The organism is Algoriphagus chordae (genome assembly GCF_003254055.1).
Taxonomy (GTDB): Bacteria; Bacteroidota; Bacteroidia; order Cytophagales; family Cyclobacteriaceae; genus Algoriphagus; species Algoriphagus chordae.
In genome coordinates this window covers 50,928-76,641 of sequence record NZ_QKZT01000010.1, presented here as the reverse complement: position 1 = coordinate 76,641, position 25,714 = coordinate 50,928, and the positions used below count along the sequence as shown (strand labels likewise).

The window sequence follows — 25,714 nt, the reverse complement described above, 5'->3', positions numbered from 1 at the left end:
AATTTCGTGGAAAAATATATTCTAGATCCAATTGAAGAAGCTATAGAAGCAATCAAAAATGGTGAAGTTATCATTGTCGTAGATGATGAGGATAGAGAAAATGAGGGTGATTTTGTATGTGCCGCTGAGACAGTGACACCCGAGATCATCAATTTTATGGCTACTCATGGGCGTGGATTGATCTGTGCGCCACTGGTTGAAGATCGTTGCGATAAGCTAGGTTTGGAGATGATGGTCGGAAATAATACCGCCGCATACGAAACTCCTTTTACTGTTTCTGTTGATTTGATCGGGCATGGTTGTACTACAGGGATTTCTACTGCTGATAGAGCCAAAACGATCAAAGCGCTAGTAGATGATGAAATTGATCCAAGCGAATTGGGTAAGCCAGGACATATTTTCCCGCTAAAAGCCAAAAGAGGGGGAGTACTAAGAAGAGCTGGACATACCGAAGCAGCCATTGACTTGGCTAGATTAGCTGGTTTGTCACCTGCTGGAGTTTTAGTTGAAATCATGAACGAAGATGGGACAATGGCCCGACTTCCAGATTTGGTTGATGTTGCTAAGAGATTCAATCTAAAGTTGGTATCTATCAAAGATCTAATCGCTTATCGATTGAAGCATGAATCTTTGATTCAGCGTGAAATTGGAGTGGACCTACCAACTGATTTCGGTGATTTTGAATTGATAGCTTTTCGTCAGACCAATACTCAGGAATTACATCTTGCACTGATTAAAGGCAAATGGGATAAGGACGAGCCTATTTTGGTTCGAGTGCATTCTTCTTGTATGACGGGCGATATCTTCGGTTCATGCAGATGTGACTGCGGTCCTCAACTACATTCTGCCATGCAGATGGTGCAGAAAGAAGGAAAGGGAGTAATTCTCTATATGAATCAAGAAGGCAGAGGAATAGGCCTTCTCAATAAGTTGAAAGCGTATAAGCTACAGGAAGAGGGAATGGATACGGTACAGGCGAATCTTGCTCTTGGACTACCTTCAGACAGTAGAGATTATGGTGTAGGAGCTCAGATTCTGAGAGATTTGGACGTGCGCAAGCTGCGTTTGATTTCTAATAACCCGCAGAAGCGTGTTGGATTGCTAGGTTACGGACTAGAAATAGTAGAGCAAGTTGCCATAGAAATAGTCCCTAACGCACATAATCAAAAATATCTCCAAACCAAAAGAGATAAGATGGGGCACAATATTTTGAAGTAATCTTCTGTTTCTATATTGATATTTGTCAATAAGCTAAGGTGAGTTTCAACCTGAATCTCATTTATTGCGTAAATAAAGCCATGATGAAAACCATGAAAAAAGCACTGTTATCGCTTAGTTTATTATTTCTCGTTGTTGTTGGCGCATTTGCACAGAATCAATTTCCTTCGCAGATGTGGCATAAAGGAAATATTTATACCACAGACGGTCAGGTCTATGGCGGAGAGATTAAGTACGATTTGGAAAGCAACGTCGTACAGCTTCAAGATCAGACGGTTGATACATTCACTTCTTCTAATGTCACCTATTTTGAATTATTTGATGAGGTTTATGGAGGTGTGCGCAAGTTTTTCAGCTTGCCATACGCAAACGGCAACGATTATGCGACTCCAATCTTTTTTGAAGTTTTGACAGAAGGAGACCAGTTAGCCTTACTTTGTAGAGAATATGTAACAACAGATTCTAGAGGGATGGGTGGTTATGGCATGATGGGCGGTTATGGTATGAATCCATTTTATGGACCTCAATCAATGATGAGTAATAAATTAGCCTTCAAGTATTATTTTTTGAAAAATGGAAGGATCGAACCTTACAGTCTAAAGAAAAAGGATCTGTTCGATATGTTGCCTGGTCATGATGATGAGCTTTCTCTTTTTATGAGAAAAAACCGCTTGGATTATGACAAGAGAGGCGATCTTCTTCGTATTACCGCCTATTATAACGAACTGAATCAAAACTAAATGTCCAAACCATTAATACTCGTCTCAAATGACGATGGTATCACTTCCAAAGGGATTCGTGTGCTCGTGTCTATCATGAAAAAACTGGGGGATGTAGTGGTAGTGGCTCCTGATAGTCCTCAATCCGGTATGGGGCATGCTATTACTATTGGAGAAACACTGCGCCTCGAAGAAGAGGATATTTTCGATGATGTAAAGGCATATAAATCTAGTGGAACGCCTGCGGATTGTGTCAAGCTGGCTAAGCATTATGTGATGAAGGATAGGAGTCCGGATTTGATTGTAAGCGGAATCAACCATGGTTCCAATACATCTATTTCAGTGCTTTATTCTGGAACTATGTCGGCAGCTATAGAAGGAGCAATGGAAGGTTATCCTTCTATAGGATTTAGCTTGTGTGATTTCTCTTCGAATGCTGATTTCTCTCATGTGGAAGAATGGGTAGAGAAAATAGCCAAGCAAGTTCTGGAAAAAGGAATGCCAACCGGAGTAGCTTTGAATGTGAATTTTCCGCCAAAGCAAAATGAGAGAATCAGAGGAGTGAAAGTTTGTCGTCAGGCTGAAGCCAAATGGCAGGAAGAGTTTGATGAGCGCTTTGACCCCAATGGCAGGAAATACCTTTGGTTGGCTGGCAATTTTGTAAACTTTGATAAGGGAGAAGATAACGACGAATGGGCGATCGCAAACAACTACGTTTCGATAGTTCCTTGTCAATACGATTTGACTGCACATCATGCCATCACACAGATGAACAAAGACTGGGATTGGGAAGAGCTTAAAAAGTAAGTATATTACGGTAGCAATTTTAGTCTATTTTGATTAAGTGATTTAGTTTTTTTTATCATTCATAAATAGTGAAACCGTTTGACTTCAAGAATTTATATATTCCTATTTTTTATTCTGGGTGCTCCATTGGGAGTTTTCGCTCAAATGCCGAATATTGACAGTCTTAAGAATATTCTGCCGTACTCGGAGGCAGAGGAAAGGTTAACTATTCTCAATGAGCTGTCATTTCATCTCCGTGAAGTTAAGCAGCAGGAGGCATTTGACTATGCGTTGGAAGCAGAGAGACTTGCCTTGTCTTTGAATAATAAATCAGAGGAGGCAAAAGCCAAGGAGAATATTGGCTGGGTCTACTACCGAAGAGGACAGTGGCAGAAAACCTTCGATTACTCCAAAGAAGCTTATAATTTGGCGATTGAAGGTGATGATCTCCAAGAAGCAGCAAGAGTACTGAATAGTATGGGGGCTCTATATTATGAGCAACAGAATTACCCCATGGCTATTGTTCAATTCAAAAAAGCATATCAGATAAGTAGCAAAGAAAAAGATCTGTATACGATGATCAGAAGTCTGAATAACGTTGCTTTTAATTTTCTGCAACTTGAGGAACTTGATTCTACGCTGAACTATGCATATAAAGCTATTGAAACCAATAAAGACAGTGCCTCAACTTATTTACTATCGTATTCGAATCGATTAATTGGAGATGTTTATCTAAAAAAAGGAGAGCTTGATTCTGCGGAAAGAATTTATGAACATGCTTTAGAATCTGTTGAAAAACAAAGCATTACTACATTCAAGGTTAGTCTTCTGTACAGACTTGGAAATAGCTATCTGCAAAATGGGAAACCAGAACAAGCCAAGAAAGTCTTATTATTGGCGATTGACTTAGCTAGTGAAAATGGGTTTCTTGATGAACTCTCCAAAAGTCATAAATATTTAGCGGAATATTATAGACAAAAAGGGGATTTCAAGGAGGCTTTCAATGAGCAATTATTATATATTGAATTGTATCAAACTCTGGAAAATAAATCTACCAAAGATAGAATTGCCTTGATGCAAGGGATGTTTCAAGAGGATTTAGATCAGTCAGAGTTAGATTTGATGGTTGCTCAATATGAAAATCAAGCTACTACTTTGGCATTCAATCGCAGGATAGTTTTCCTAGTAAGTTTGGGTTCACTATTGATTTTGGGGCTGGTGATCTGGCTTTATTTTTTGAACCGGAATATCCAAAAATCCAACAGCAACTTACTATTGCAACAGCAGCAAATCCACAAGCAAAATGAGGATTTGGAAGCTAAATCCACACAACTTCAAGAGATCAATCAAACAAAAAACAGACTGTTTTCTATTTTAGGACATGATCTAAAAGGGCCAGTAGGTCAGGTAAAATCCATAGTGGATCTGTTGGTGGATGGACATCTAAATCAAGCGGAATTTGATGAACTGATTCAAAATCTAAAAATGGATGTGGATTCGGTGTATTTCACCTTGAATAATACACTGAAATGGTCCGTTGCTCAGATGGAAGGATTTAAGCTTCATAAAGTCTATGTCAATCTTTCTGAACTTGTATACTCAAACGTCAAGCTGATTAAAGCACAGCTTAGCGATAAATCATTAAAGGTGGATATTTCGGAATTACCCGATGAGCTTGAGATTTATGCTGATAGAGATTTGATAGAGGTGGTCATCCGTAATATTTTGAATAATGCAGTGAAATTTTCCAACCCAGGGGATTTAATCCAAGTTTCAGCGGAAATAAATCAGTCCACGATTACCTGCAGTATAAAAGATCAGGGAATTGGTATGAATGATAAACAGATCAAAGAATTACTTTCAGATGATAATGTGATTACTAATTCTACTTTGGGAACCAAAAAAGAGAAGGGAACTGGTTTAGGGCTACAGATCTGCAAGGAATTCACTCGAATGAATGGAGGCGAATTACAAATAGTAAGTAAGAAAGGAGAGGGTACTAAGGTTTGTGTAAAGATCCCTACCAGAAATGTATTAGTCAGTAATTGAAATGTGCTCCAGAGTTAGGAAATCTTCTACACGGATTTCTCCAGTAATAATCCCTAATTCTTTCATCGTTTTCATTGATAAGTAAAGCTGCGATTTCGATATTTCAGCCTTTGTCGCCCAGCTGGTTTGTGAGAACCATTCTTTTACATCAGCTTTTTGCAGCATATAGTTTTCGGAAATATCCTCAATGGCAGTATTGCTAGCTTGGAGTTTTTGCGACTCCTTATAAACTAGATCTCTCAATCGAAAAATAAGCTCACCAAACTCTGCTAGTGCTTTGTTACTTGCAATAATCGCAAAGCAAGGCCAAGGGCTCGGGACTTCGCCAATTCGCTTCATTTCCTGCGTATCTACCCAAGGTTTTGTCGTGTATTTTTCCCAAAGAAACATTTCTGGTTTCGCTGGATTCATGGCTTCTAATGCTCCTGGGAGATTGCCAATGATCTTAAACTCTAAATTCTCAGCATTCCAACCTTCTCGCTTGGCTAAGACAAATGACATCAGTTGCGATCCAGAACCCATTCTACTGATCAGAAAAGCAGGATTTGTAATCTCTTCAAGAGAAGATATTGGTGAATTTCCAGAAATATGAATCCCCCAATTCAAAGGAGAGGTAACATGATAACCAATCATTTTGGATGGATTTCCTGCTTCGAAATCCTTCAAGAAGCTCTCTGTCAGAACGATGGCAATATCAGTCTTGTCCTCTCTCAAGTCCTTATTCATCTGGCCTGAACCCCTGGATTCATCAGTCCAATCCAGCATTATACCCTCTTTTTGGAATGGCTGTGCCGCTACTACTTTTTTCCATGGGAAATTAAAATGCTCAGGAACTCCGGTGATTCTTAAGGTTTTCATAGATTCAAATTTGACTTCATGCAAAGGTAAAGACAGAAATTCTATTGACTTATCCACTCAAAGAAATATTCCTTTCATTTAGTCGTGAGCGGCCTTTCTATCCGTGATCAGAAGATTGCTCAGCCCAGCAAGGATCAGGAGCGTTCCAGCTAGTAGCATGGTGTTAATTACCGCATCTCCAAAGAGTAACTTGTATAGAAAATTCACTCCTCCAATGGCAGCAATGATTTGAGGAATAACAATGAACATGTTGAATATCCCCATGTAAATCCCCATTTTCTTTGGGTCCACAGAACTGGATAGCATGGCATAAGGCATGGATAAAATACTTGCCCAAGAAATCCCTACCAAGGCAAAGCAGATATGAAGCATCCAAGGTTCGCTGATAAAATAGATGAGAATAAATCCGCATCCGCCTGCCACTAAGCTGAGGAGATGGAGCAATTTTCGATTGATGAGGTATTTGCTAGTGAATAGGGCTAGGAGTAAGGCTGCAAACATAGAAACCAAACCATAAGTACCGAGGTAATTCCCCACGCTATCTGCTGCATTATTATAAGCTGCAGAGCTTGGATCCGTGGCTCCAAACACATGCTCAGTTATAGCTGGGGTGGTGAAGCTCCACATAGTAAAGAAAGCAAACCAAGAGAAAAACTGAACCACGCCTAGTTGCATCATTACTTTAGGCATAGTGGCAATACTGTAAATGACCTCTTTGAAACCCTTCATGAATCCAGCGCTTTTAGCTTTTTCCGCTTCAAATTCTGCAAGGTTATCTGGAGGATACTCATCCGTTTTTAGGATGGTATATAGGATAGAGGCAAAGAGCACAAATGCTCCGATAGCAAAGGCATATTTCACGGAGTCTGGAACTACACCTTCTGGAGCAGTATTGGGTACTCCAAGCTTGGTCATCATCCAGGGGAGATTGGATGCCACCCAAGTTCCTGTGCCGATTATTAATGTTTGAACTACAAATCCATAAGATCTCTGAGAATCAGGTAGCTTATCTGCAACTAGTGCACGGAATGGTTCCATACTGATATTGATCGAAGCATCTAGAATCCAGAGTGCTCCAGCAGCCATCCAAAGGGCTGATGAGTAAGGGGTAAAAAAGAGGGCAATAGAACTCAGTAATGCACCTATAAAAAAGAATGGCTTCCTTCTCCCAAACTTAGGATGCCAGGTACGATCACTCATATATCCCACAATTGGCTGGATAAGAAGACCGGTCAATGGAGCAGCAATCCAAAGCATAGGAATGGCGTCTTTGTCAGCTCCCAGAGTTTGGAAGATTCTCGACATAAAGCCTCCTTGTAAAGCAAAACCAAATTGGATTCCGATCATTCCGAAACTCATGTTCCAGATTTGCCAGAAATCTAACTTCTTTTTGTAATGGGTCATTTGGGTGATTTAAAGAATGGGTTGAGACTTTTAGATTAAAATAGCCCCGCTATTTCCATTTTCTCAGATTGCAATTTTATGTCTAGGTATTTTAGTTTCGGAATGGATAAATGTGGATAGTTCAAATCTGGTAAAGGATCAAACTCAGTCAATTTATCTAAAAATGCAAAACTCTTTTGTTCAAGGCTAATATTTTCATCCCCCAAAATGATGGTATCAGTAGTGAAGCCATGGAAGTAAATCCTCAGCTTATCAAATTGACTGGAAAAATTCCCCGTCGCTTCATTGATAGATAACTTCTGGTCACTGGCTGAAAATCTAAAAATTCGTTCGTAATATTCTCCTGATTCAAAATCGAAACTTAGACCATCATCTTCATAGTGGATATACTCAGAGCCTTCATTTCCTGCGTAAAGGTGAATACTCAGAATCCCATCATTCTCAGCAGCTGTGTGAGGAACGGTATTTTGCAAAGCCAGGATACTTCCAGCCTTGACATAGACAGGGAGATTGTTTAAAGGACAATCTTGGTATATCACTTTACCTCCTTTTAAAGGCTGATCGGTAAAAAAATAATACCAATCTCCTTCTGGTAAATAGACCTTCATGATTTCCTTAAAACTTTCTACTGGTGCTATCAAAAAGGAATCGCAGAATAAATACTGGTTTTGATAGGCTGGTAGAAATACCAGTGGATCATTGGAATAGGCTATCGCTAGACTTGCTGCAATGGGTAGACCAGTTTGACTGCTCTTACGAAAGCTGCTATACAAAGTAGGAAGCAGTTTGTATCGCAAGTTCATGTAGGTTCTGGAGATTTCTTCCACTTCTTCGCCAAATGCCCAAGGCTCGGCATCGTTGCTATTGATCATGGTATGCGCTCGGAAGAGCGGTGAAAATGCTGCGATACTCATCCATCTGGCATAGAGCGATTGGGTTGCCTCTCCAGCAAATCCTCCTAAATCATATCCTGAAAAAGGGATTCCACTTAAGCCCAGGCTATTGACCAGACGCACTCCAGCTAGCATATGCTCCTCGGTAGAGACATTGTCACCTGTCCATAGAGCTGCAAAGCGCTGCACACCTGCAAAGCCTGATCTTGTCAATACAAATGGGCGCTGATTGGGTAAGTTTTTGAGTGATCCTTCATGGGTGCTTTTGGCCATTTGCATGCCATAAATATTCCGAGCTTTGCGGTGTGAGGAAGTATTTCCATCGTAATCAAACTCAATTAGATTGGGTGTAAACTGACCCCAAGAAGCTGGTTCGTTCATGTCTGTCCAGAAACCATCTACGCCAGCTTCTGTGTAAAATTCCATTTTTTCCATCCACCACTTACGCGTCGCTGGATTAGTGAAATCTGGGAAAGCACAGTAGCCAGGCCAGACCTGCGCCACATAGTCCTGCGTATCCGGATACTTGACAAAGAGCCCTTGGGATTTCCCCTCCTCATAGGGGATATAGCCATCCTCGGTTTTGATACCTGGATCTAGGATCACTATTACTCGAAATCCTTTCTCTTTGAGTCTGGAGATAAGCCCTTTTGGATCAGCGAATTTTTCACCATCAAAGGTGAAAACCTTGTATTCCTCCATATGATGTATATCTAAATAGATTACATCAGCAGGCATATTCTTATCTCTGAAAGTATTTGCTAGGGTCAGCACTTCCCTATCTGGGTAGTAGGAATATCTGCATTGCTGATAACCAAGTGCCCATTTGGGAGGCATTTTCATTTTTCCGGTCAAATCCGCATAGCTACTAATAATCCCGGCAACAGTAGGTTGATGAATGAAATAATAGTCCAAGTCGCCATCTTCTGCATTGAAATAGGAGAAGCGATCTGTGGATGCGCCAAAGTTAAATACGCTTTTATGCGTATTGTCAAAGTATATCCCGTAGGCTTTTTCTTCCAACAATCCGATATAGAAAGGAATGCTGGCATAGAGCGGATCGTCATTGATTCCGTATCCGAAATAATCTGTATTCCAATTCGTATAGGCTCTTCCTGAGCGATTGAGATTTCCAGTTTTCTCTCCGAGCCCAATAAATTTCTCATTGGCTTGAAGTTCCTTATAACAAGTCACTTCAGTGCCTATCCATGATATTCCGAGAGCATCATCCTTATTGAGTAAGCTGCCTGTGCTATCAAAGAATGAACATATTCCATTTACAAGCTCCATCTGCAACTGTATTTCTGCTGTTTTGAGATGAATTGCATCTTCTATTTCCTCTAAGGAAAAATCAACAGATTCAGCTGGTGCGACTACAGAGTAAGGGTTAGGGTCAAAGAATGTGTTTCTAGATGCTTGAACCCGGATGATGCCGCCTCTAACCACTGTGATTTGAAGTTGAGCTACCTCAGATGAGGCTAAAAAACCATCAGCGGTTTTCTTCCAATTTTCGATTCTGCCTATTGGAAGATATCGCGAAGAAGATGTTTTTCGGTTTGAATCAGGGAGGTTATGGGTCATGATTTTGCAGCTCTTAAGCGTAGTATGCACAAGTAATTTAGAACCAAAACTGAAGCATAAAAATCCTGTATTCGGCTATAGACCAAGAATTCAGCATCTGAAAAAAAAATGATGTGCCTTGATTTGAAAATTAGCCCTATTCAAACGTTTGCACTTTTTGAAGAAAAAAATCTGACTTTTTTTTTAAAATCTTTTCGAAGAATCTCTTTCCATCAGTTTTGTCTCCAAAATCAGGGTTTGCTCCATCGTTTTGGGATCAAGCTTTTTCTCAATAATATCGAGCAGAATCTCAGTGGCTCTGGCTCCCATCAATGATCCCGGCTGAGCGACTGACGAAAGCTGAGGGTCTAGCATTGAGCAAAACTGCCAATCTGAGAAACCTACTATTCCAACTTCCAAAGGTATCTTCAAGCCAGCATCCCGACAAGCCATTATAGCGCCGACAGCGCCTATGTCATTGCAGGAGAAAAATGCATCCGGGCGATCTGGGAGTGTGTTGAGTGCCTCTGTTACCAGTTCCTTGCTTTCCTCCAATGTGCCCAAAGGACAGGTAATTATATAAGCTGGATTTACTCTGATCCCATTTTTTTCTAAGGCTTCTCTATACCCTTTTTCTCTGTCAATACTGATTTTCAGTGTTTGTGGACCAGCGAGATGTACTATTTTTTTATATCCTTGACTGATTAGGTGTGCCGTAGCATCGAAGGATCCTTGGTAGTCATCTACCATCACATTGATGGCGCCAGGGATAGCAGGTGCTCGGTCAAAGAACACAATGGGGAATCCTTGATCGAGCAATTTGGTGAAGTGATCAAAATTCTTCGTCTCTTTAGAATAACTCACCAAAACCCCATCTATTTGATTGGAGAGCATGGTTTCTATACTAGAAATTTCTCGCGCTAGTTTTTCATTGGATTGGGAAAGTATCACATTATACCCTCTAGAATTGGCGACTTCTTCTATTCCACTAATCACGGTAGAAAAGAAAAAATGTATAACTTCTGGGATGATCACGCCTATTGTAAAAGATCTACTTTGCCGTAACGACAAGGCAATTGCATTGGGCCGATAATTCATTTTCTCAGCCACTTCTTTTACTTTTCGCTTAGTTTCGTCACTTATGCCAGGGTAATCTTTGAGTGCTCTGGAAATAGTAGAGGCGGATAAATTTAACTCACGTGCGATATCCTTAATGGTAGCTTGACCTAGTTTCATGTTCTACAAGTATAAAAAATAGATTAGAAATAAACTTGACATATCTCTAAGCTATAGATTTCTTGTTGAAATCGTATTAGAATTCCGAAGATGATTTCACTGAAGAGAAGCTTTATCAACGAGATTTTGAAGGGAAATTGATAGCGATTCGAATTGTTAACCCCGGAAATAAATTCTACTTAATCAATTTATCAAAATCTGCTGTTTTGAAATCGATTGCGAAGAGCGAAAAGCTTATCAGAAGGATATTTTAGAATTGGATGTGGGTAATTATAAGTAAGGGATTTATATCTTTGAATTCTACGTTAAAAATCGAGGCCTATTAAGGCGCTTTAATTTGAATTAAACAAACCTAATACGATATGAAATTTAAACCTGGAGTAAAATACGGTGAGGAACTTAGAGATCTTTATGCCTACGCAAAAGAGAATGAGTTTGCAATGCCAGCAGTGAATGTAATCAACACCAACTCGGTGAACGCGGTATTGGAGACTGCTAAGAAATTAAACTCTCCTGTGATCATCCAATTCTCAAATGGTGGAGCACAGTTTTTTGCTGGAAAATCTCTAGCTAACGATAAGCAGCAAGCAAGTATCGCCGGTGGTATCTCTGGTGCGCATCACGTCCATTTGATGGCTGAGGCATATGGTGTGCCGGTTATTTTGCATACAGATCATGCGGCTAAGAAATTATTGCCATGGATCGATGGACTTCTAGATGCAGGTAAAGCATACCACGCGACTCACAAAAGACCATTGTATAGCTCTCACATGCTAGATCTTTCTGAAGAGCCCTTGGAAGAAAACGTAGAGATCTCTTGTAAGTATTTCAAGGAATTTGAGAAGCTTGATATGGCGATCGAAATCGAATTGGGCGTAACAGGTGGTGAAGAAGATGGAGTAGATAATACAGACATCGATTCTTCTAAGCTTTATACTCAGCCTGAAGAAGTAGCTTATGCTTATGAGCACTTGAAAGAAATCGGAGATCTATTCACAATTGCTGCTGCTTTCGGTAACGTTCACGGTGTGTACAAGCCAGGAAACGTAAGTTTGAAGCCAATCATCTTGAAGAACTCTCAGGACTTCATCAAAGAGAAGCATGGTTTGACTGGTAAGCCTTTGAACTTTGTATTCCACGGTGGATCAGGATCTACAGTAGAGGAAATCAGAGAAGCAAATAGCTACGGTTCTATCAAGATGAATATCGATACAGATATGCAATGGGCATTCTGGGAAGGTATTTTGAATAACTACAAAAAGAACGAGGCATATCTACAGACTCAACTGGGTAGCCCAGATGGCGCAGATAGCCCAAATAAGAAATATTACGATCCAAGAAACTGGTTGCGTAAAGGCGAAGAGAATTTCGTGAAGCGTCTTGAGCTTGCTTTTGACATGCTTAATGCGGTGAATAGAAATTAATTTCACTTGCACTCATAATTCAAAAAGTCACCTGAGAGGGTGACTTTTTCTTTTTTACAGGAAACCTGCTATAGATCAAAAAGTACTTTGCTTCATGAGATTGAATTAGCTCTGCAAAAAGGTAAGTTGGATCAGCAAAAGGTGACCTTAGCTAGTAATTAGCTAGCCTCGCATAGTAAAAAGGTAAACCGAGTTTGCAAAATGCTGAGTTGGACCAGTCAAATGGTAGGCTGGCTCTGCAAAAAGGTAAGCAGGGTTAGTATTTAGGTGGATTCTGCTAGTAAAAAGCTGAACTAGAGTACATTCACGTAAAGATGGCGCAGTAAAAAATAGCTTGTGATCAGCAAGAAATAGTCTTAGTAAGTATATTTTAGAATAATCTTTTTCTCTAATAAAAAGTTATGTTGAAATGAAAAAACTCAAAATAACCTCCATTCTTGTGGGAATAGCCTTACTTTCTTCCTGTGATAACTTGTCCTCACCATCCGTGAAAAACTATTGGCCTCAAGCTGGAGTGACCTACGAGATTTTTGTTCAGTCATTTTATGATAGCAATGATGATGGAATTGGAGATTTTAGAGGAGTCAGCGAAAAGCTTGATTATGTCAATGAATTAGGGGCTAATGCGATCTGGTTTATGCCCATCATGCCCTCGCCAAGTTATCATAAGTATGATGTGACGGATTACAAAGCCATTCATCCTGACTATGGCACCATGGAGGATTTCAAGGAACTCCTCCAAGAAGCTCACAAGAAAGATCTAAAAATCGTGATTGATCTTATTATCAATCACACCAGTAGTGAACATCCCTGGTTTCTGGAGTCCCAAAAAGGCCGGGACAATCCATATAGAGATTATTATGTCTGGGCACAAAAGGATACCATAGCAGATTTCTTAAACAAAAAAGTAATTACATTGGACAGTGATAATATCCGTCAGTGGCATGATCCGGGCAATGGAGAGGACTTTTATTATGGGTTTTTCTATGGAGGAATGCCAGATTTGAATTTTGACAATCCAAAAGTTCGTCAAGAAATTTATGACATAGGAAAGTTCTGGCTGGAAGAAGTAGGAGTTGATGGCTTTAGATTGGATGCGGCAAAGCATATTTTCCCTGATGATAGGCAACTCGACAACCATGCATTTTGGAAAGAGTTTAGAGCGGAAATGCAGGCAATCAAACCAGATGTGTATCTGGTGGGAGAGGTCTATGACAAGAAGGAGATAGTTGCTCCCTATCTTCCAGGTTTGCCAGCACTATTTAATTTTGATTTTCATTATACTTTGATTGAAGCATTGAATCAAGAAGATGGGATGCTTTTGGTTAAGAAGCAGAAAGACATCCTTGATTTCTACCAGGGTATTACCCCAAGTTTCATAGATGCTACAATCTCATCCAACCATGATCAACCTCGATTGCTCAATGAATTAGGTTCAGATCCGCAGAAGTATAAACAAGCAAGTGCAATACTCCTTACAATGCCTGGAGCACCATATATCTACTATGGAGAAGAAATAGGGATGCTAGGACTGAAACCAGATGAGCATATTCGAGAGCCTTTTCTATGGGATGTGAGCGAGAAAGATGCTGGGCGAACCAAATGGATAGCGCCTAAGTATTCTAATGACGGTACGGTTACGCCCTTAGCTTTGCAGCGGGACAACCCAGATAGCTTTTTCAATCATTACAAAAAGTTGATAGCCCTTAGGAACTCACATCCGGGCATAGCTATCGGCAACCTGCAGTTAACCGAGGAAACTTATCCTAAGGCAATCATGGCATATTTGAGGAAAAGCGGAGAGCAAGAGCTTTTGGTTTACCATAATGTAGGAGCAGAAGCAATAGAAATAGAAGTTTCAACTGGTTTTGAAACAGAAATATATTCCTTGGGAGAAGTGAATTCTAGTGGAAGAAAAATCACTCTCGGTAAAAATTCGAGTATAGTGCTAGGGAAGCAAGGTGACGCTATTCGAGGTTTGTAATCTCAAATCTGTATTGTAGGATTTGCAATCCGTTTGAAAATATCATCCATTCTAGGTTTACTACCCCTTATTCATTTGCTAGGCGCAATATTATTGACAAGCCCTCAGCTTAGCTATGCCTATCTAAACCAAAAAAAACCTTCGAGCTCTGATATGAATCAGGACTCAAAGGTTAGTAAGTTTAAAACTTTCGAGCTTTTCAAAAGCTCAAAGGTTTGAATGGATTAAGTAGATAGAATCTTTGCTACTCTGAAATCATCCTCATCGACAGATTTGTCATCGACGATAGCTTTCTTGATAGGAGTGTAGACCACCTTATTATTGATAAGCCCAGCCATTACGTCGTATTTCCCTTGTAGTAGGCCTTCTACAGCCGCTACACCAAGTTTGGAAGCAAGGAGTCGATCATAAGAACTAGGTGAACCACCACGCTGTAAGTGCCCTAGGATGGTGACTTTGATATCGTAATAAGGAAGATGCTTTTTCACCATTGAGGCAATTTCTGTAGCTCCACCACTTTTTCCACCCTCGGCTACGATCACAATATTGGATGCTTTTTTAGCCTTGGTTCTGATTTTTAATTTATCTATCAGGTGCTCGATAGGCATTTTTTTCTCAGGAATAAGTATCGCAGCAGCAGCACTACCAATGCCGGCATTGATCGCAATGAATCCTGCATCTCTACCCATCACTTCCACAAAGAAAAGTCTATCGTGAGAAGTGGCAGTATCACGGATCTTATCAATGGCCTCAATAGCTGTGTTGCAAGCGGTGTCGAAACCAATGGTGGAATCTGTGCCAGAAAGGTCATTATCAATAGTGCCTGGAAGTCCAATAGCAGGAACCCCAAATTCCTTGAAGAACAGGTGAGCGCCAGTCAAGGAACCATCTCCACCGATGACCACAAGGGCATCTATACCATGGCTTTGCAGATTGTTGTAGGCTGTTTGGCGGCCTTCAGGAGTTCTGAATTCAGCACTTCTTGCAGATTTCAGGAATGTTCCACCGCGTTCAAGCACATGGGTGATATGCCTGGACTCCAGCTTTTTGATATCATTGAGAATCATACCTTCGTAACCGCGGTAGATTCCGTACATCTCTATATCGTAATACAACCCGGCGCGTACTACGGCTCGGATTGCGGCGTTCATTCCTGGCGAATCTCCACCAGAAGTTAGAACACCAATTTTTTTAATGGTTTTAGCTTCCATTTTTTAGGTTTGAGTAAAGGCTTTAAACATTAGTTCGGCCGAAGCCGGATTGGTTGCCAAAGGGATATTGTGCACATCACATATCCTCATTAGCATTTGTACATCCGGCTCATGCGGATGCTTATCAAGTGGGTCACGGAAGAATACAACCATGGCGAGTTCTTTCTGTGCTGCCATCGCAGCAATCTGAGCATCCCCACCGTAGGGGCCAGAAAGTAATTTGTGAACTTCAAATCCAGCTTTTTCTATATGCGATCCAGTGGTGCCTGTAGCTACCAAATCCACATCTGCTTGGAGAAGTCTTTCTCGGAATCCACTTAAAAAATGTACCATGTCGGCTTTTTTACCGTCATGGGCTATAAGAGCAATTTTCATTAGACTGTAGTGTAATAGGTTTATTCAAAGTTAGGAAAAATTCCTTCCCTGATCAGTTGACTTATGTTATTTAAACGCTATCAAATGGTCCGATTAGACCATTTCCTCCAAATAAAACAAGAATGTATATTCTAAGGCGAGCTCTTTCAAAGAATTGAATCTTCCAGAAGCCCCTCCATGCCCTGCATCCATATTGGTATGTAGGAAAAGAAGTTTAGAATCCGTTTTCAATTCCCTGAGTTTTGCCACCCATTTGGTAGGTTCCCAATACTGAACTTGGCTATCGTGCAATCCAGAGGTGATGAGTAGATTTGGATATGCCTTTGCTTCTACATTGTCGTAAGGGGAATAGGAGAGGATGTACTCGTAGTATTCCTTGTTTTTAGGATTTCCCCACTCCTGAAATTCTCCAGTTGTCAGCGGTATACTTTCATCAAGCATGGTTGTCACCACATCTACAAAAGGTACTGCTGCTATAATCCCATTGAACAGATCGGGTCTCAAATTCATCACAGTACCCATAAGCAGTCCACCTGCACTTCCTCCCATGGCATATAAGTGAGAAGCTGTGGTGTATTTCTCAGCTATCAGGTGCTCCGCACAAGCTATGTAATCAGTAAAGGTGTTGCGCTTTTTGAGCAATTTCCCATCCTCATACCATACTCTTCCAAGGTCTTCGCCACCACGGATATGCGCTATCGCAAAGACAAAGCCTCTGTCAAGTAAACTCAAGCGGCTGCTAGAGAAATAGGCATCCATACTGAAGCCGTAGGATCCATAGGAATAGAGCAGCAGGGGGTTGTTACCATCTGCAGAGAATGTATCAATTTTGTAAACAAGAGAAATTGGTACCATGACTCCGTCAGAAGCTTTGGCCCAAATTCTGGCTGAGGTATATGCGGAAGCATCGTAGCCACCCACGATTTCTTGCTGCTTGAGTAAGGTTTTCTCCTTAGTCACCATGTGATAGTCATAGCTACTAGCAGGAGTTACAAGGGAATTATAGCCAAAGCGAAGGATAGGGGTGTCAAACTCAGGATTGGTACTGATCCAGGCTGTGTAGGTTTCATCCTCAAATTCCAAGGAATGTCCAGCGGAACCATCCCAAGGTTTGATATTGATTTTGCACAAGCCATTTGACCTTTCCTGCACGACCAAGAAGTCGGAGAAAATATCAAAATCCTCAAGCAGAACAGTTTCTCTATGTGGTATCACATCCTCCCAGTTTTCTAATTGGGGAGCAGCAATTGGTGCTTTTACTAATTTGAAATTTTGAGCATCGCGATTTGTCTTGATCCAAAAATGATCTTGGTAGTGATCCGCCGCATATTCCAAATGAGGAATTCTTGCTTGAAGTAAGGTGAATTCTCCGGTAGGATTGCTAGCATCCAGAAATCTTATTTCCGAAGAAATAGTGCTTTCGGAATGAATAAGTATGTATTGTTTGGATTTGGTTTTGTGGACGACACAAGAAAACTCCTCGTCTTTTTCCTCATAGATCAGGATATCTTCTTCAGTAGAACTGCCTAGCTTATGCGAATAGACTTGGTAAGATCTAAGTGTTTCAGGATTTTGCTTAGTGTAAAAGAGCGTCAGGTTGTCTTCCGCCCAGGCAAAATTCCCCGTAATAGCTGGAATCTGATCTGCGAGGATTTCTCCTGTTTCTAGATCTTTGTAATGAATCTTATAAATCCTTCTTCCAACCTCATCAGCTGCAAAAGCAAGCGTCTTCAGATCGGATGTGACAGCAGTGCCTGCTACTTGGTAATAGGATTTGCCTTCTGCTAGCAAGTTGACATCAAGGAATATTTCTTCAGTAGCATCAAGACTTCCTTTTTTGCGGCAGTACAAAGGGTATTCTCCACCAGTTTCGTACTTGACATACCAGTAATATCCGGATTTGAGATAAGGAACACTTTCGTCGTCTTCCTTGATTCTTCCTTTCATCTCTTGAAATAATTTCTCTTGAAATTCTTCCGTGGACTTAAGGCTTGTTTTTAGAAATTCGTTTTCAGCATTTAGGTAGTCAATGACCTCAGGATTTTCGCGTTCGCGCATCCAATAATAATTGTCAGTACGCTGATGACCATGTGTTTCTAAGAGCTGAGCTATCTTTTTGGCTTTGGGTGCCTGCATTTGTTGAGTATTTAAGCTTGCAATGTTAAGGAAAAAAATGGGCCTTGAGTTCTCTTTTGGGATGGAAAATAGGAGCTCAAATAAAATTTTTAGACAATAAATTGTTGCAGAAATAACTATAGGTCTTGGATTGAAGCATATTTATTGAAATATTCATTAATTATTTCAACCATTAACCAAAAACGTATGGGATTACTGAAAGAGTTTAAAGAGTTTGCTGTCAAAGGCAATGTAGTCGATCTGGCTGTAGCTGTGATTATTGGTGGAGCCTTCGGTAAAATTGTTTCCTCCTTTGTCAAAGATGTGGTCATGCCTCCAATAGGAGTGATGCTAGGAGGTGTAAGTTTCACTGACTTAGCGATAGTACTAAAAGAAGGAGTGACAAATGCTGCTGGTGAGGTGGTCACTGAGCCCGTATTGCTAACTTACGGTGTATTTGTTCAGAATGTAGTGGACTTTATAATCGTAGCCTTTGTGATTTTCATGGCTGTGAAGGGAATAAATTCTATGAAAAAGAAAGAAGAAGCAGCGCCAGCTCCTCCGCCTGCACCACCAAAATCAGAAGTGTTACTAGAAGAAATAAGAGACCTACTGAAAAAAGGTTAAACATCAGAAAAGCGGCTGTTAAGCCGCTTTTTTTATTTTTTGTCATCATCCCTTCGTCTTTGATAGATGTGTCGGGCAAATTCCCTGGACAATCCATTTAACTGTAGGATTTGATTATATGTTAATACTGAGGATAGGTCTTTGACGAATTTCTCTTCATCTACAATCATTTTTCGCTCGATTTCAAACTTTTTAAGAATTCTTGACTTTGCATCATCTTCACTTAGCTTGACGTCTTTTACTCTGCCTAACTGCGACATTTCCTTGAGATTTTTCTCTCTCGAGTCATTGTAGACATTGAAAATTGGCCAGAATTTTTGCGCCTGCTCTGGCTTTAGATCTAATCTAGTTGTGATAAAAGCTACGCGTGCAGCTTCTAGTTTTTCACGATCATAGTTTTCATCGGGACGCTGAGCAAGGCTCGTTCCTATCGCGACAAAAAACATGAGGACTATAAGTGTATATTTTTTCATATGCTTAATACCAATTTTGATCATTTTCATCCACTACATCTACTTCGTATACCATTTCTTCTGCTATGATCTGGTCTAGAATTTCTTCCGGATTGTCCACCATGCTGAGGACATCTTCGGCAGACCAATACTGACTTTCGATATATAAGTCAACTTCCTCGTCCATGGTCAGCATTTCGAATTGTGAATCAGTAGTGTTGAACTGCCAAATGCCTAAGCTTACCACCAAAACAGCAGCTGCTGCAGCGTATCGCATCCATTGAATAGTCCTTTGTGGTGTGAGCCTGTCTACTATTTGGTCGGGAAGTTGTTCGAAATAACCTTCTGGCTCCTTGAAATCCTGAATTTTCGGAAGTTTTTGCATGATATAAGTTTAGACTGGGTTGATGGTCAATAGTTTATTCAAGGGATAAGGAATGTTCGATTTTTTTCACTGCATGATGATAACTAGCCTTGAGAGCACCAATACTGGTGCCAGTAATTTCAGACATTTCCTCATAAGTAAGTTCTTCCTGATATTTCAAATGGAACACAAGTCTTTGCTTATCAGGAAGTGTAAGTAATGCTTTTTGGAGTATTCGCTGGATTTCATCTCCGTCTATATTTCCAGGTTGGTCAATATAGGATTCCAATTTCTCCTGATGGTCATCAATGGAGAAGAAATTACGCTTTTTCTTCTTTTCTAGAAAGGTCAGGGATTCATTGGTTGCAATCCTATATAACCATGTGAATAGACTTGATTGCCCCTGGAACTTGTCGATATATTGATGTGCCTTAATAAAGGTGTTTTGGGTGATGTCATCTGCATCTTCATGAATCAAAACCATTCTTCTGATCACATGATATACTCGTTTTTGGTAAGCCAAGATCAGCTGCCTAAAACCCATCTCCCTAGTACTGGGGTTTTGGATGAGTTGTAGGATTTCCTGGTCACCGTTTTGCTTCATTCTAGTTTTAGACCCAATTTATAGAAAAGGGTTTATAGCAGCATCAAAAAATGCATCTTAAGTCTTGATTTACAGGTGAAAAAATATTGATAGGGGGAATGGATTGGTCTTAGATTTCAAGGATATAATCCAGAATACCTGCATTTTTTCCTTTTGGTCTGGTCACTAATAAAGGGATACTTTCATTGTATTGGATCAATCGCTCCGCCATACTTCCTATAAATAATGCTGTGGCAGCTGTACGACCTTTTGCACCTATGATAATCCCATCTGCTTCGATTTCCCTAGCCTTAGCTACGATTTCTTCCACGGGATCATCGTTGACGTCCTGGGTATAAACAGGTATGATTTTGTTGCCCTTGGTATCGATTTTACGAATGAATTTTTTGTAATTTATCTCGGCATGCATGCGCATGATCTGGGTAAATTCCTCATAACTCTTACCGGTGTAATGATAGCCAGCTGGTACAGTAAATACGTTCTGACAAACAATCTCTAGTCCACCATGTTTCTCAGCAATCATTATTGCTTCTTCTAATGCGTCTTTGGAATAATCTGAAAAATCACTTGGTACCAGCAGACGGTGCATTTTAGTAACAGAGCCTTCAGGGACGATAAGTAGGGAACAGCTTGCACGTCTGGCTAATCTAGATGAAGCAACTCCAGTACCTGGAAGCTGGGTTTTTCTCCCAATCAAAATCATATCAGCCGATTTTTCCTCGGCAAGCTTTAAAATCTTCTTTGATATAGAACCTTCCTTGACGATGTAATTCAAAGAAATTCCTTTTGGATTTTTGAAGTGCTCATTGACCATAGATTCCATGGCTTCCTGCCTTTCATTGATCATGTTCTCCACCAAATTAGGGAATTCCTCCAGCACCTCTTTAGGGATGCTGAGATTCTTAATCACATTTACAAAGTATATTTTTTTGGTTTGATTGACCTGAGCTATAAAAGCTGCATGTTGAATCAATGTTTGATCTAACGTAGTCTGATCAAGGCAAACGACCATTTTTTTAATCAAATACATAATAAAGCGCCAATGGTTTTGAGATGCAAATTTAAGAGTAATTAGAATATAAGTTTAGGACTTTCTTGAAATATTATTTGGAATAATCCCGATATTCGTCTTATGCGTACTTTAAAGGTTCTGGATAAAGGATTTTTCTGAAATAATATTCTGGTATAAGCTGTTGAGCTCCACTGTTTTTCACCAGCTTCAGTATACATTATCGGAATCATCCTTCAATTTCGCCAACCTGCAGTGTAATAAATCGTATATTTGTACTGTCCGGGTCGTCGACATGTTCAAACTTCACAAATTACATATTTACCGAGTGAAGCTCTTCCCAAAAACAGGCCTCACCCCGATAGCTATCGGGGCCTCGTCTCGCAAGAGTCAGGATAACAGTGGAAGTTTGCGGTTAACAGGCAGCTCAAATCTTGTCAAGTAGGAGGTTTGCAACACTCTAAGACTCGGACATTTTTTTTGATCTTATCATACTCAAAGCGTTTTTTACATCCTTTCTCCTTGGTTATTTTCGTTTTAACCTATTCCTTACCCAGTTCCATTCTTCTGTTCCTACACCAATCAATCTTGACCAAAACCAATAGAAACCAAGAACAATTAAACTGGTTACTATGATATTGGGAATAGGAGAAAGGGTAAATGAGCCTGCAATTGTAGGGCTATAAGCGATAGACCCTACAACAATTATTTTTATTGTTTCTGTTGAAAAAGGATCGAAGCCTAGTTTGATTTTGAGAAACAGGTACTTCACTAGATTGAATAAGAACATCACTGCCACGGAGGCCATAGCAGCGCCTTCGATCCCATAAATAGGGATAAGCAGGTAATTCAAGCCAATTATCAATATACTCATGCCGATGGTTGCGACAAGATTGAATCGGTAATGCTTAGAGAAAACAAGGATCTCAGAATTCACAGAGAAAACTACGTCGAAGAGTTTTCCTAGTCCTATCAAAATGACTACATGCTTGCCTGCTTCGTAGATTTCACGGTTTGGAATGAAGTAATACAAGGAGTCTAGATTAGCGCTTATACCTATGAATAGTAACAGACAGATGTACAGTTGTCGGTTGGAGACCTGTTTGTAAAGCTTGTTGATTTCCTCGTGATTGCCTTTGCTGAAGTGATCAGCGATGACTGGCATCACCACTTGTGATATCGCTCGCCGAGGTAATTCTATCACTAGCGCCATACTAAAGGCAATCGTGTAGATCGCATTGGCTTCTAGGCTGATCATAGAGCTAACCATGATACTATCAATCTTCATTATTAAGGTGGAAGCTGCCGTAGCCAAGAAGGTAATTAGGCTAAACTGGATAAAGGAACTCCTGAATCCCTTAGGGAAAGTGTTCCATCTGAAATCCAGTTTGAGCACGCCAAGCCACAATAAATAGACTAAAACGCCTAGCAAGGCAAAACCATAAACAGCTACCAATCCTTGCATTACCTGCGGGAAAGAGATCCATTGGAGCAAATATGATCCTACCAGAATCCCTGTGAGCAAGCGAAGAAAAACTTCTCGTACTAGGGTAGGAACAGCTATTTTCAGAAAGGAACGGCTATAGGCATCAAGAATGCTACTAAGTAAAGCGAATAAGGTGATCAGCAATACGATCCCAAAAAAGTCAATCACTTCAGGCGAGTTCACTGCAAACAGCTCAATTATCTGTGTTTTGAAACCTAGGAAAATAGAGCTGACAGCCGCAAAACCAGCTAAAGAAAATACTAAGCCATAACTCAAAAAAGCAGATTGATTGGATTTGAGTTGAGGAAAGTAGCGTGTGATTCCATGCCCAACGCCTAGTTGAGCAAATGGAACAAACAGTAAGCCCAAGTCCTGAATCGTTCGAAAAGTACCTAATTGAGATGCATCTAATGCATAGGGATAAAGCCACAATACATTGACATATCCTATGACAACTCCCAGGTACGAAAAAATGGTGGTTTGAATGCTCTGACTGGCTACTTTGCCCATGAGCTTAAAAGTATCAAAAAACTGTTAATAAGACTGTGTTTCAAGCAAAAATCAAGATTTTGCACACTTGTCGCAACCGGAACTAGACTTTGATTTGAAGAAATATTTTTTCACCAAAAAGCCTATAGCTGCCAATACAATGATTCCAACTAGGATTTGCTGCCACATATTATGATAGAATTTGATAAACCAGCAGTGCAGAGAAATACGCCAATGCTGTCATATACACTGTCTGAATCAACGGCCATTTCCAACCTTTAGTTTCGCGATAGACTACAGCCAGCGTACTCATACATTGCATGGCAAAGGCATAAAACACCATTAATGAAAATGCGGTGGCAGTATTATAGACTTTTTCACCAGTCTCAGGATTTATCTGTTGATTGAGTTTTTGACGGATCGTGAGTTCATCTTCCGTGTCGGCACCTATACTATAGATGGTTGCAATCGTAGAAACGAATACTTCTCTAGCTGCAAATGAAGTGATCAAGGCGATTCCGATTTTCCAGTCATAGCCCAAAGGACGAATGGCAGGCTCTATAGCTCTTCCCATGATACCTATGAAGGAATTCTCTAATAATAGAGAGGCTGTTTCGTTCTCTATCACTGGAATCTCATCGGGACTAGCTTGCGCAAGTTTCACTTCACTTTCTGCTCTGATGGCATCCATACGATCTGGCGGGCCATAGGATGCTAGTACCCATAGTATGACTGAAATGGCAAGTATTACCTTACCTGCTTCGAATACAAAGGTTTTTGACTTATTGTACATCGTCCAAAGGACATCTAGCCAACGTGGTGCTCGGTAAGTAGGAAGTTCTACCATCAGGAAGCTTTTCTCCTCGGTTTTTAGGATGTTTTTCAACAGCAATGCAGTGAATAACACGCCTACAACGCCTAGCAAGTAAAGTCCTAATAAGGCAACCGCTTGTAGATTGAAAATTCCAAAAACGACTTCATTCGGTACAACTAGCCCTATTAGAATAATATAAACTGGCAGACGTGCTGAGCAGCTCATCAAGGGAGTCACCATTATAGTGATGATTTTCTCTTTCCAGTTACCGATATTTCTAGCAGCCATCACTCCCGGAATTGCACAGGCAACACCTGATACAAGTGGGACAATACTTTTGCCATGAAGCCCAAAGGGTCTCATCCAGCGATCCATCAAAAAGACTACTCTAGACATGTATCCGGTATCTTCCAGAATTGCCAGAAAACCGAAAAGCATGGCAATTTGTGGGATGAATATCACCACTCCGCCGATACCAGGGATAATACCTTCGGTAATCAGACTAGATAGAGGCCCTTCTGGTAATAAGTTTGAAGTCCAGCCGGCTAAAGAGGCGAAGAATCCATCGATCAAATCCATAGGCACCGTGGCCCATGCAAAAATAGCTTGGAAGATAAGGAGTAGGATCGCTCCGAATATCAGATATCCAAATACTGGATGTAACAAAATCTTGTCAATTCCAGATTCTTGCTTTGCATCTGGGGTTTTAACAACTGCTTTTTCAACAATCGAAGTGATTTTTCTATATCGAATCTTTGTTTCCTCAAGCTGAGCAGCATCAAGTTGTAGCTGACTTTCTGAAAGTTTGGCTTTGATCCAATTCCGATCGTCTAAGGAAAATGTTTTGTCTTTCTCTCCAAATCGAAGTAGTTGATAAGCCTGGTAGGAATTTGAAAGCTTGAACTTCTCTTTTACTTCTGAAAGCAAAGTAGCTGAGACTACTTCTTCGATATTGATGAAAGATGACTTTTTACTGAAATTTTGTTGATGAATTAATTCTCGAATTTGATCCAATCCTTTTTCTCCTCTGGCATCTGTACTCAAAATCGGAACGCCTAGAGCTTTGAAAATTTCGAAGGTTTTGATCGCAATATTCTTTCTGGTAGCGATATCAGCCATATTGAGTACGATCGCCAGATTCAGTCCCAAATCAATCAGCTGTGTGGCTAAAAATAAGCCTCGAGAAAGCTGACAGGAATCAATTACCATCAATACAAACTCAGGTCTTTCTTCTTCCTTGAGTTGGTTTAATACCCGATGAGCAATGATTTCGTCTTCAGAGTTGGGATAGAGACTGTAGGTACCTGGAAGATCAATGATCTCATAATTGCTCCCTTGGTAATTCATCGAACCAGTTTTTTTGTCCACAGTTACCCCTGGGTAATTGCCGATTTTTTGGCTCAATCCAGTGAGTTGGTTGAAGATGGTCGATTTGCCAACATTCGGGTTTCCTATGATGGCGATTTTTGGTGATTTGACTAGGGAAGGAGAGATAGACTCAGGCATGTATTCAGAGCAATTGTACTTCTATGAGCGAAGCTTCGGTTTTTCTTAAGGCTAGTATGGTTTCTTCAAGTCTGAATGCCATAGGGCCACCCAGAGGGGCAGAATGTTGAAGCGTAATAGTTTTTCCAGGCAGGAAACCAAGTTCCATCAAGTTGATTTTCAACGGAGAATCTAAGATTTCTTGGATAATTGCTGCCCGGCTTACAGGTATTGAATCAGCTGTTATGAACATAGAATTGTGCAGGTCTTAAAAACCAAAGGCAAAAATAGGATTATTTGGAATGAATCTAAAGAAAAATAAAGAAGATTTTTGTCATGTATCAAACAGGAGAGATTTTTTGATAGAAAGTATTGTTTGATAAAGATGAAATTGCTCCAACAAAATTCAGGTTAAAAATTATTGCGATAGCTCGTCGGCTACCTGAGAAGTCCTGTTGGACTAAAAGATGATAATCAAAACAGGTGCTAAAATAATTGCTTTAAACTGTCTGTAATATAAAACAATAGGAGATCATTTTCTTATTGATAATC

At 40.3% G+C, this 25,714-nt stretch carries 22 protein-coding genes; 7 read left to right on the top strand and 15 right to left on the bottom strand.

The features are described from left to right. Positions 1-6: 6 nt before the first annotated feature. The 4 genes from LV85_RS12380 (at position 7) to LV85_RS12365 (ending at position 4,772) form a co-directional block, all read left to right on the top strand. On the top strand, positions 7-1,218 hold the full coding sequence (locus LV85_RS12380; protein WP_111319861.1) for a bifunctional 3,4-dihydroxy-2-butanone-4-phosphate synthase/GTP cyclohydrolase II: 1,212 nt from the start codon (positions 7-9) through the stop codon (positions 1,216-1,218). A gap of 92 nt (positions 1,219-1,310) precedes the next feature. Further along, on the top strand, positions 1,311-1,958 hold the full coding sequence (locus LV85_RS12375) for a hypothetical protein (protein WP_111320018.1): 648 nt from the start codon (positions 1,311-1,313) through the stop codon (positions 1,956-1,958). Beyond that, complete coding sequence (gene surE / locus LV85_RS12370) at positions 1,959-2,744, top strand: 5'/3'-nucleotidase SurE (protein ID WP_111319859.1); 786 nt, start codon at positions 1,959-1,961, stop codon at positions 2,742-2,744. 78 nt (positions 2,745-2,822) lie between these two features. Beyond that, positions 2,823-4,772 carry a tetratricopeptide repeat-containing sensor histidine kinase gene (locus tag LV85_RS12365; RefSeq protein ID WP_111319857.1) on the top strand — a complete coding sequence of 650 codons (1,950 nt, stop codon included), beginning with the start codon at positions 2,823-2,825 and terminating at the stop codon, positions 4,770-4,772. Here LV85_RS12365 and LV85_RS12360 read toward each other — a convergent pair. The 4 genes from LV85_RS12360 to LV85_RS12345 all read right to left on the bottom strand — a co-directional run bounded on the left by LV85_RS12360 (position 4,758) and on the right by LV85_RS12345 (position 10,723). After that, positions 4,758-5,630 (bottom strand): type 2 periplasmic-binding domain-containing protein, encoded by an 873-nt coding sequence (locus LV85_RS12360; protein WP_111319855.1) that lies wholly within the window; start codon positions 5,628-5,630, stop codon positions 4,758-4,760. The genes LV85_RS12365 and LV85_RS12360 overlap by 15 nt on opposite strands. Before the next feature lie 78 nt (positions 5,631-5,708). After that, positions 5,709-7,034: an MFS transporter gene (locus LV85_RS12355; RefSeq protein WP_245942283.1), complete on the bottom strand. Its 1,326-nt coding sequence runs from the start codon at positions 7,032-7,034 to the stop codon at positions 5,709-5,711. Positions 7,035-7,069: 35 nt separating this feature from the next. Beyond that, the gene (locus LV85_RS12350) at positions 7,070-9,508 is read right to left on the bottom strand and encodes a glycoside hydrolase family 31 protein (RefSeq protein WP_111319853.1); all 2,439 of its coding nucleotides are present in this window, start codon (positions 9,506-9,508) and stop codon (positions 7,070-7,072) included. A 183-nt stretch (positions 9,509-9,691) separates the two neighbouring features. Next, positions 9,692-10,723, bottom strand: coding sequence for a LacI family DNA-binding transcriptional regulator (locus LV85_RS12345; protein WP_111319851.1), 1,032 nt, complete (start codon positions 10,721-10,723; stop codon positions 9,692-9,694). A gap of 362 nt (positions 10,724-11,085) precedes the next feature. Here LV85_RS12345 and fbaA point away from each other — a divergent pair, with 362 nt between their 5' ends. Then, the gene (gene fbaA, locus LV85_RS12340; RefSeq protein WP_111319849.1) at positions 11,086-12,147 is read left to right on the top strand and encodes a class II fructose-bisphosphate aldolase; all 1,062 of its coding nucleotides are present in this window, start codon (positions 11,086-11,088) and stop codon (positions 12,145-12,147) included. Between the two features lie 409 nt (positions 12,148-12,556). Then, positions 12,557-14,131, top strand: a complete 1,575-nt coding sequence (locus LV85_RS12335; RefSeq protein ID WP_111319847.1) for an alpha-amylase family glycosyl hydrolase — start codon at positions 12,557-12,559, stop codon at positions 14,129-14,131. Between the two features lie 224 nt (positions 14,132-14,355). On the opposite strand, the gene pfkA is transcribed toward LV85_RS12335, so the two are convergent. From pfkA to LV85_RS12320, 3 genes are all read right to left on the bottom strand, one after another. Continuing rightward, positions 14,356-15,342, bottom strand: coding sequence for a 6-phosphofructokinase (pfkA, locus tag LV85_RS12330; protein ID WP_111319845.1), 987 nt, complete (start codon positions 15,340-15,342; stop codon positions 14,356-14,358). Between the two features lie 3 nt (positions 15,343-15,345). Continuing rightward, the gene (locus LV85_RS12325; RefSeq protein WP_111319843.1) at positions 15,346-15,717 is read right to left on the bottom strand and encodes a methylglyoxal synthase; all 372 of its coding nucleotides are present in this window, start codon (positions 15,715-15,717) and stop codon (positions 15,346-15,348) included. 93 nt (positions 15,718-15,810) lie between these two features. Continuing rightward, a complete protein-coding gene (locus tag LV85_RS12320; RefSeq protein ID WP_111319841.1) occupies positions 15,811-17,853 on the bottom strand; it encodes a S9 family peptidase in 2,043 nt (680 codons plus the stop codon). Positions 17,854-18,039: 186 nt separating this feature from the next. Here LV85_RS12320 and mscL point away from each other — a divergent pair, with 186 nt between their 5' ends. Continuing rightward, the gene (mscL, locus tag LV85_RS12315) at positions 18,040-18,459 is read left to right on the top strand and encodes a large-conductance mechanosensitive channel protein MscL (protein WP_111319839.1); all 420 of its coding nucleotides are present in this window, start codon (positions 18,040-18,042) and stop codon (positions 18,457-18,459) included. Positions 18,460-18,491: 32 nt separating this feature from the next. Here mscL and LV85_RS12310 read toward each other — a convergent pair whose 3' ends face one another. The 8 genes from LV85_RS12310 to LV85_RS12275 form a co-directional block, all read right to left on the bottom strand. Beyond that, complete coding sequence (locus LV85_RS12310; protein WP_146260470.1) at positions 18,492-18,932, bottom strand: hypothetical protein; 441 nt, start codon at positions 18,930-18,932, stop codon at positions 18,492-18,494. A gap of 4 nt (positions 18,933-18,936) precedes the next feature. After that, on the bottom strand, positions 18,937-19,296 hold the full coding sequence (locus LV85_RS12305) for a hypothetical protein (protein ID WP_111319835.1): 360 nt from the start codon (positions 19,294-19,296) through the stop codon (positions 18,937-18,939). A 34-nt stretch (positions 19,297-19,330) separates the two neighbouring features. Further along, positions 19,331-19,879: an RNA polymerase sigma factor gene (locus LV85_RS12300; RefSeq protein WP_111319833.1), complete on the bottom strand. Its 549-nt coding sequence runs from the start codon at positions 19,877-19,879 to the stop codon at positions 19,331-19,333. 109 nt (positions 19,880-19,988) lie between these two features. After that, positions 19,989-20,909, bottom strand: a complete 921-nt coding sequence (locus LV85_RS12295; RefSeq protein WP_111319830.1) for a universal stress protein — start codon at positions 20,907-20,909, stop codon at positions 19,989-19,991. 505 nt (positions 20,910-21,414) lie between these two features. Then, positions 21,415-22,884 (bottom strand): lipopolysaccharide biosynthesis protein, encoded by a 1,470-nt coding sequence (locus LV85_RS12290; RefSeq protein ID WP_111319828.1) that lies wholly within the window; start codon positions 22,882-22,884, stop codon positions 21,415-21,417. Between the two features lie 51 nt (positions 22,885-22,935). Next, positions 22,936-23,052 (bottom strand): FeoB-associated Cys-rich membrane protein, encoded by a 117-nt coding sequence (locus tag LV85_RS22465; protein ID WP_111319826.1) that lies wholly within the window; start codon positions 23,050-23,052, stop codon positions 22,936-22,938. Position 23,053: 1 nt separating this feature from the next. Further along, a complete protein-coding gene (feoB, locus tag LV85_RS12280) occupies positions 23,054-25,183 on the bottom strand; it encodes a ferrous iron transport protein B (protein WP_111319824.1) in 2,130 nt (709 codons plus the stop codon). A gap of 4 nt (positions 25,184-25,187) precedes the next feature. After that, positions 25,188-25,415 (bottom strand): FeoA family protein, encoded by a 228-nt coding sequence (locus LV85_RS12275; protein ID WP_111319822.1) that lies wholly within the window; start codon positions 25,413-25,415, stop codon positions 25,188-25,190. Between the last annotated feature and the right edge of the window lie 299 nt (positions 25,416-25,714).

What these genes read in the sequence shown, in the direction of transcription:
- LV85_RS12375 (WP_111320018.1), top strand. Translation starts at nt 1,311, where the DNA reads ATGAAAAAAGCACTGTTATCGCTTAGTTTATTATTTCTCGTTGTTGTT.
- surE (WP_111319859.1), top strand. Translation starts at nt 1,959, where the DNA reads ATGTCCAAACCATTAATACTCGTCTCAAATGACGATGGTATCACTTCC.
- LV85_RS12360 (WP_111319855.1), bottom strand. Translation starts at nt 5,630, where the DNA reads ATGAAAACCTTAAGAATCACCGGAGTTCCTGAGCATTTTAATTTCCCA.
- LV85_RS12355 (WP_245942283.1), bottom strand. Translation starts at nt 7,034, where the DNA reads ATGACCCATTACAAAAAGAAGTTAGATTTCTGGCAAATCTGGAACATG.
- LV85_RS12350 (WP_111319853.1), bottom strand. Translation starts at nt 9,508, where the DNA reads ATGACCCATAACCTCCCTGATTCAAACCGAAAAACATCTTCTTCGCGA.
- LV85_RS12345 (WP_111319851.1), bottom strand. Translation starts at nt 10,723, where the DNA reads ATGAAACTAGGTCAAGCTACCATTAAGGATATCGCACGTGAGTTAAAT.
- fbaA (WP_111319849.1), top strand. Translation starts at nt 11,086, where the DNA reads ATGAAATTTAAACCTGGAGTAAAATACGGTGAGGAACTTAGAGATCTT.
- LV85_RS12335 (WP_111319847.1), top strand. Translation starts at nt 12,557, where the DNA reads ATGAAAAAACTCAAAATAACCTCCATTCTTGTGGGAATAGCCTTACTT.
- pfkA (WP_111319845.1), bottom strand. Translation starts at nt 15,342, where the DNA reads ATGGAAGCTAAAACCATTAAAAAAATTGGTGTTCTAACTTCTGGTGGA.
- LV85_RS12325 (WP_111319843.1), bottom strand. Translation starts at nt 15,717, where the DNA reads ATGAAAATTGCTCTTATAGCCCATGACGGTAAAAAAGCCGACATGGTA.
- LV85_RS12320 (WP_111319841.1), bottom strand. Translation starts at nt 17,853, where the DNA reads ATGCAGGCACCCAAAGCCAAAAAGATAGCTCAGCTCTTAGAAACACAT.
- mscL (WP_111319839.1), top strand. Translation starts at nt 18,040, where the DNA reads ATGGGATTACTGAAAGAGTTTAAAGAGTTTGCTGTCAAAGGCAATGTA.
- LV85_RS12310 (WP_146260470.1), bottom strand. Translation starts at nt 18,932, where the DNA reads ATGAAAAAATATACACTTATAGTCCTCATGTTTTTTGTCGCGATAGGA.
- LV85_RS12305 (WP_111319835.1), bottom strand. Translation starts at nt 19,296, where the DNA reads ATGCAAAAACTTCCGAAAATTCAGGATTTCAAGGAGCCAGAAGGTTAT.
- LV85_RS12300 (WP_111319833.1), bottom strand. Translation starts at nt 19,879, where the DNA reads ATGAAGCAAAACGGTGACCAGGAAATCCTACAACTCATCCAAAACCCC.
- LV85_RS12295 (WP_111319830.1), bottom strand. Translation starts at nt 20,909, where the DNA reads ATGTATTTGATTAAAAAAATGGTCGTTTGCCTTGATCAGACTACGTTA.
- LV85_RS12290 (WP_111319828.1), bottom strand. Translation starts at nt 22,884, where the DNA reads ATGGGCAAAGTAGCCAGTCAGAGCATTCAAACCACCATTTTTTCGTAC.
- LV85_RS22465 (WP_111319826.1), bottom strand. Translation starts at nt 23,052, where the DNA reads ATGTGGCAGCAAATCCTAGTTGGAATCATTGTATTGGCAGCTATAGGC.
- feoB (WP_111319824.1), bottom strand. Translation starts at nt 25,183, where the DNA reads ATGCCTGAGTCTATCTCTCCTTCCCTAGTCAAATCACCAAAAATCGCC.
- LV85_RS12275 (WP_111319822.1), bottom strand. Translation starts at nt 25,415, where the DNA reads ATGTTCATAACAGCTGATTCAATACCTGTAAGCCGGGCAGCAATTATC.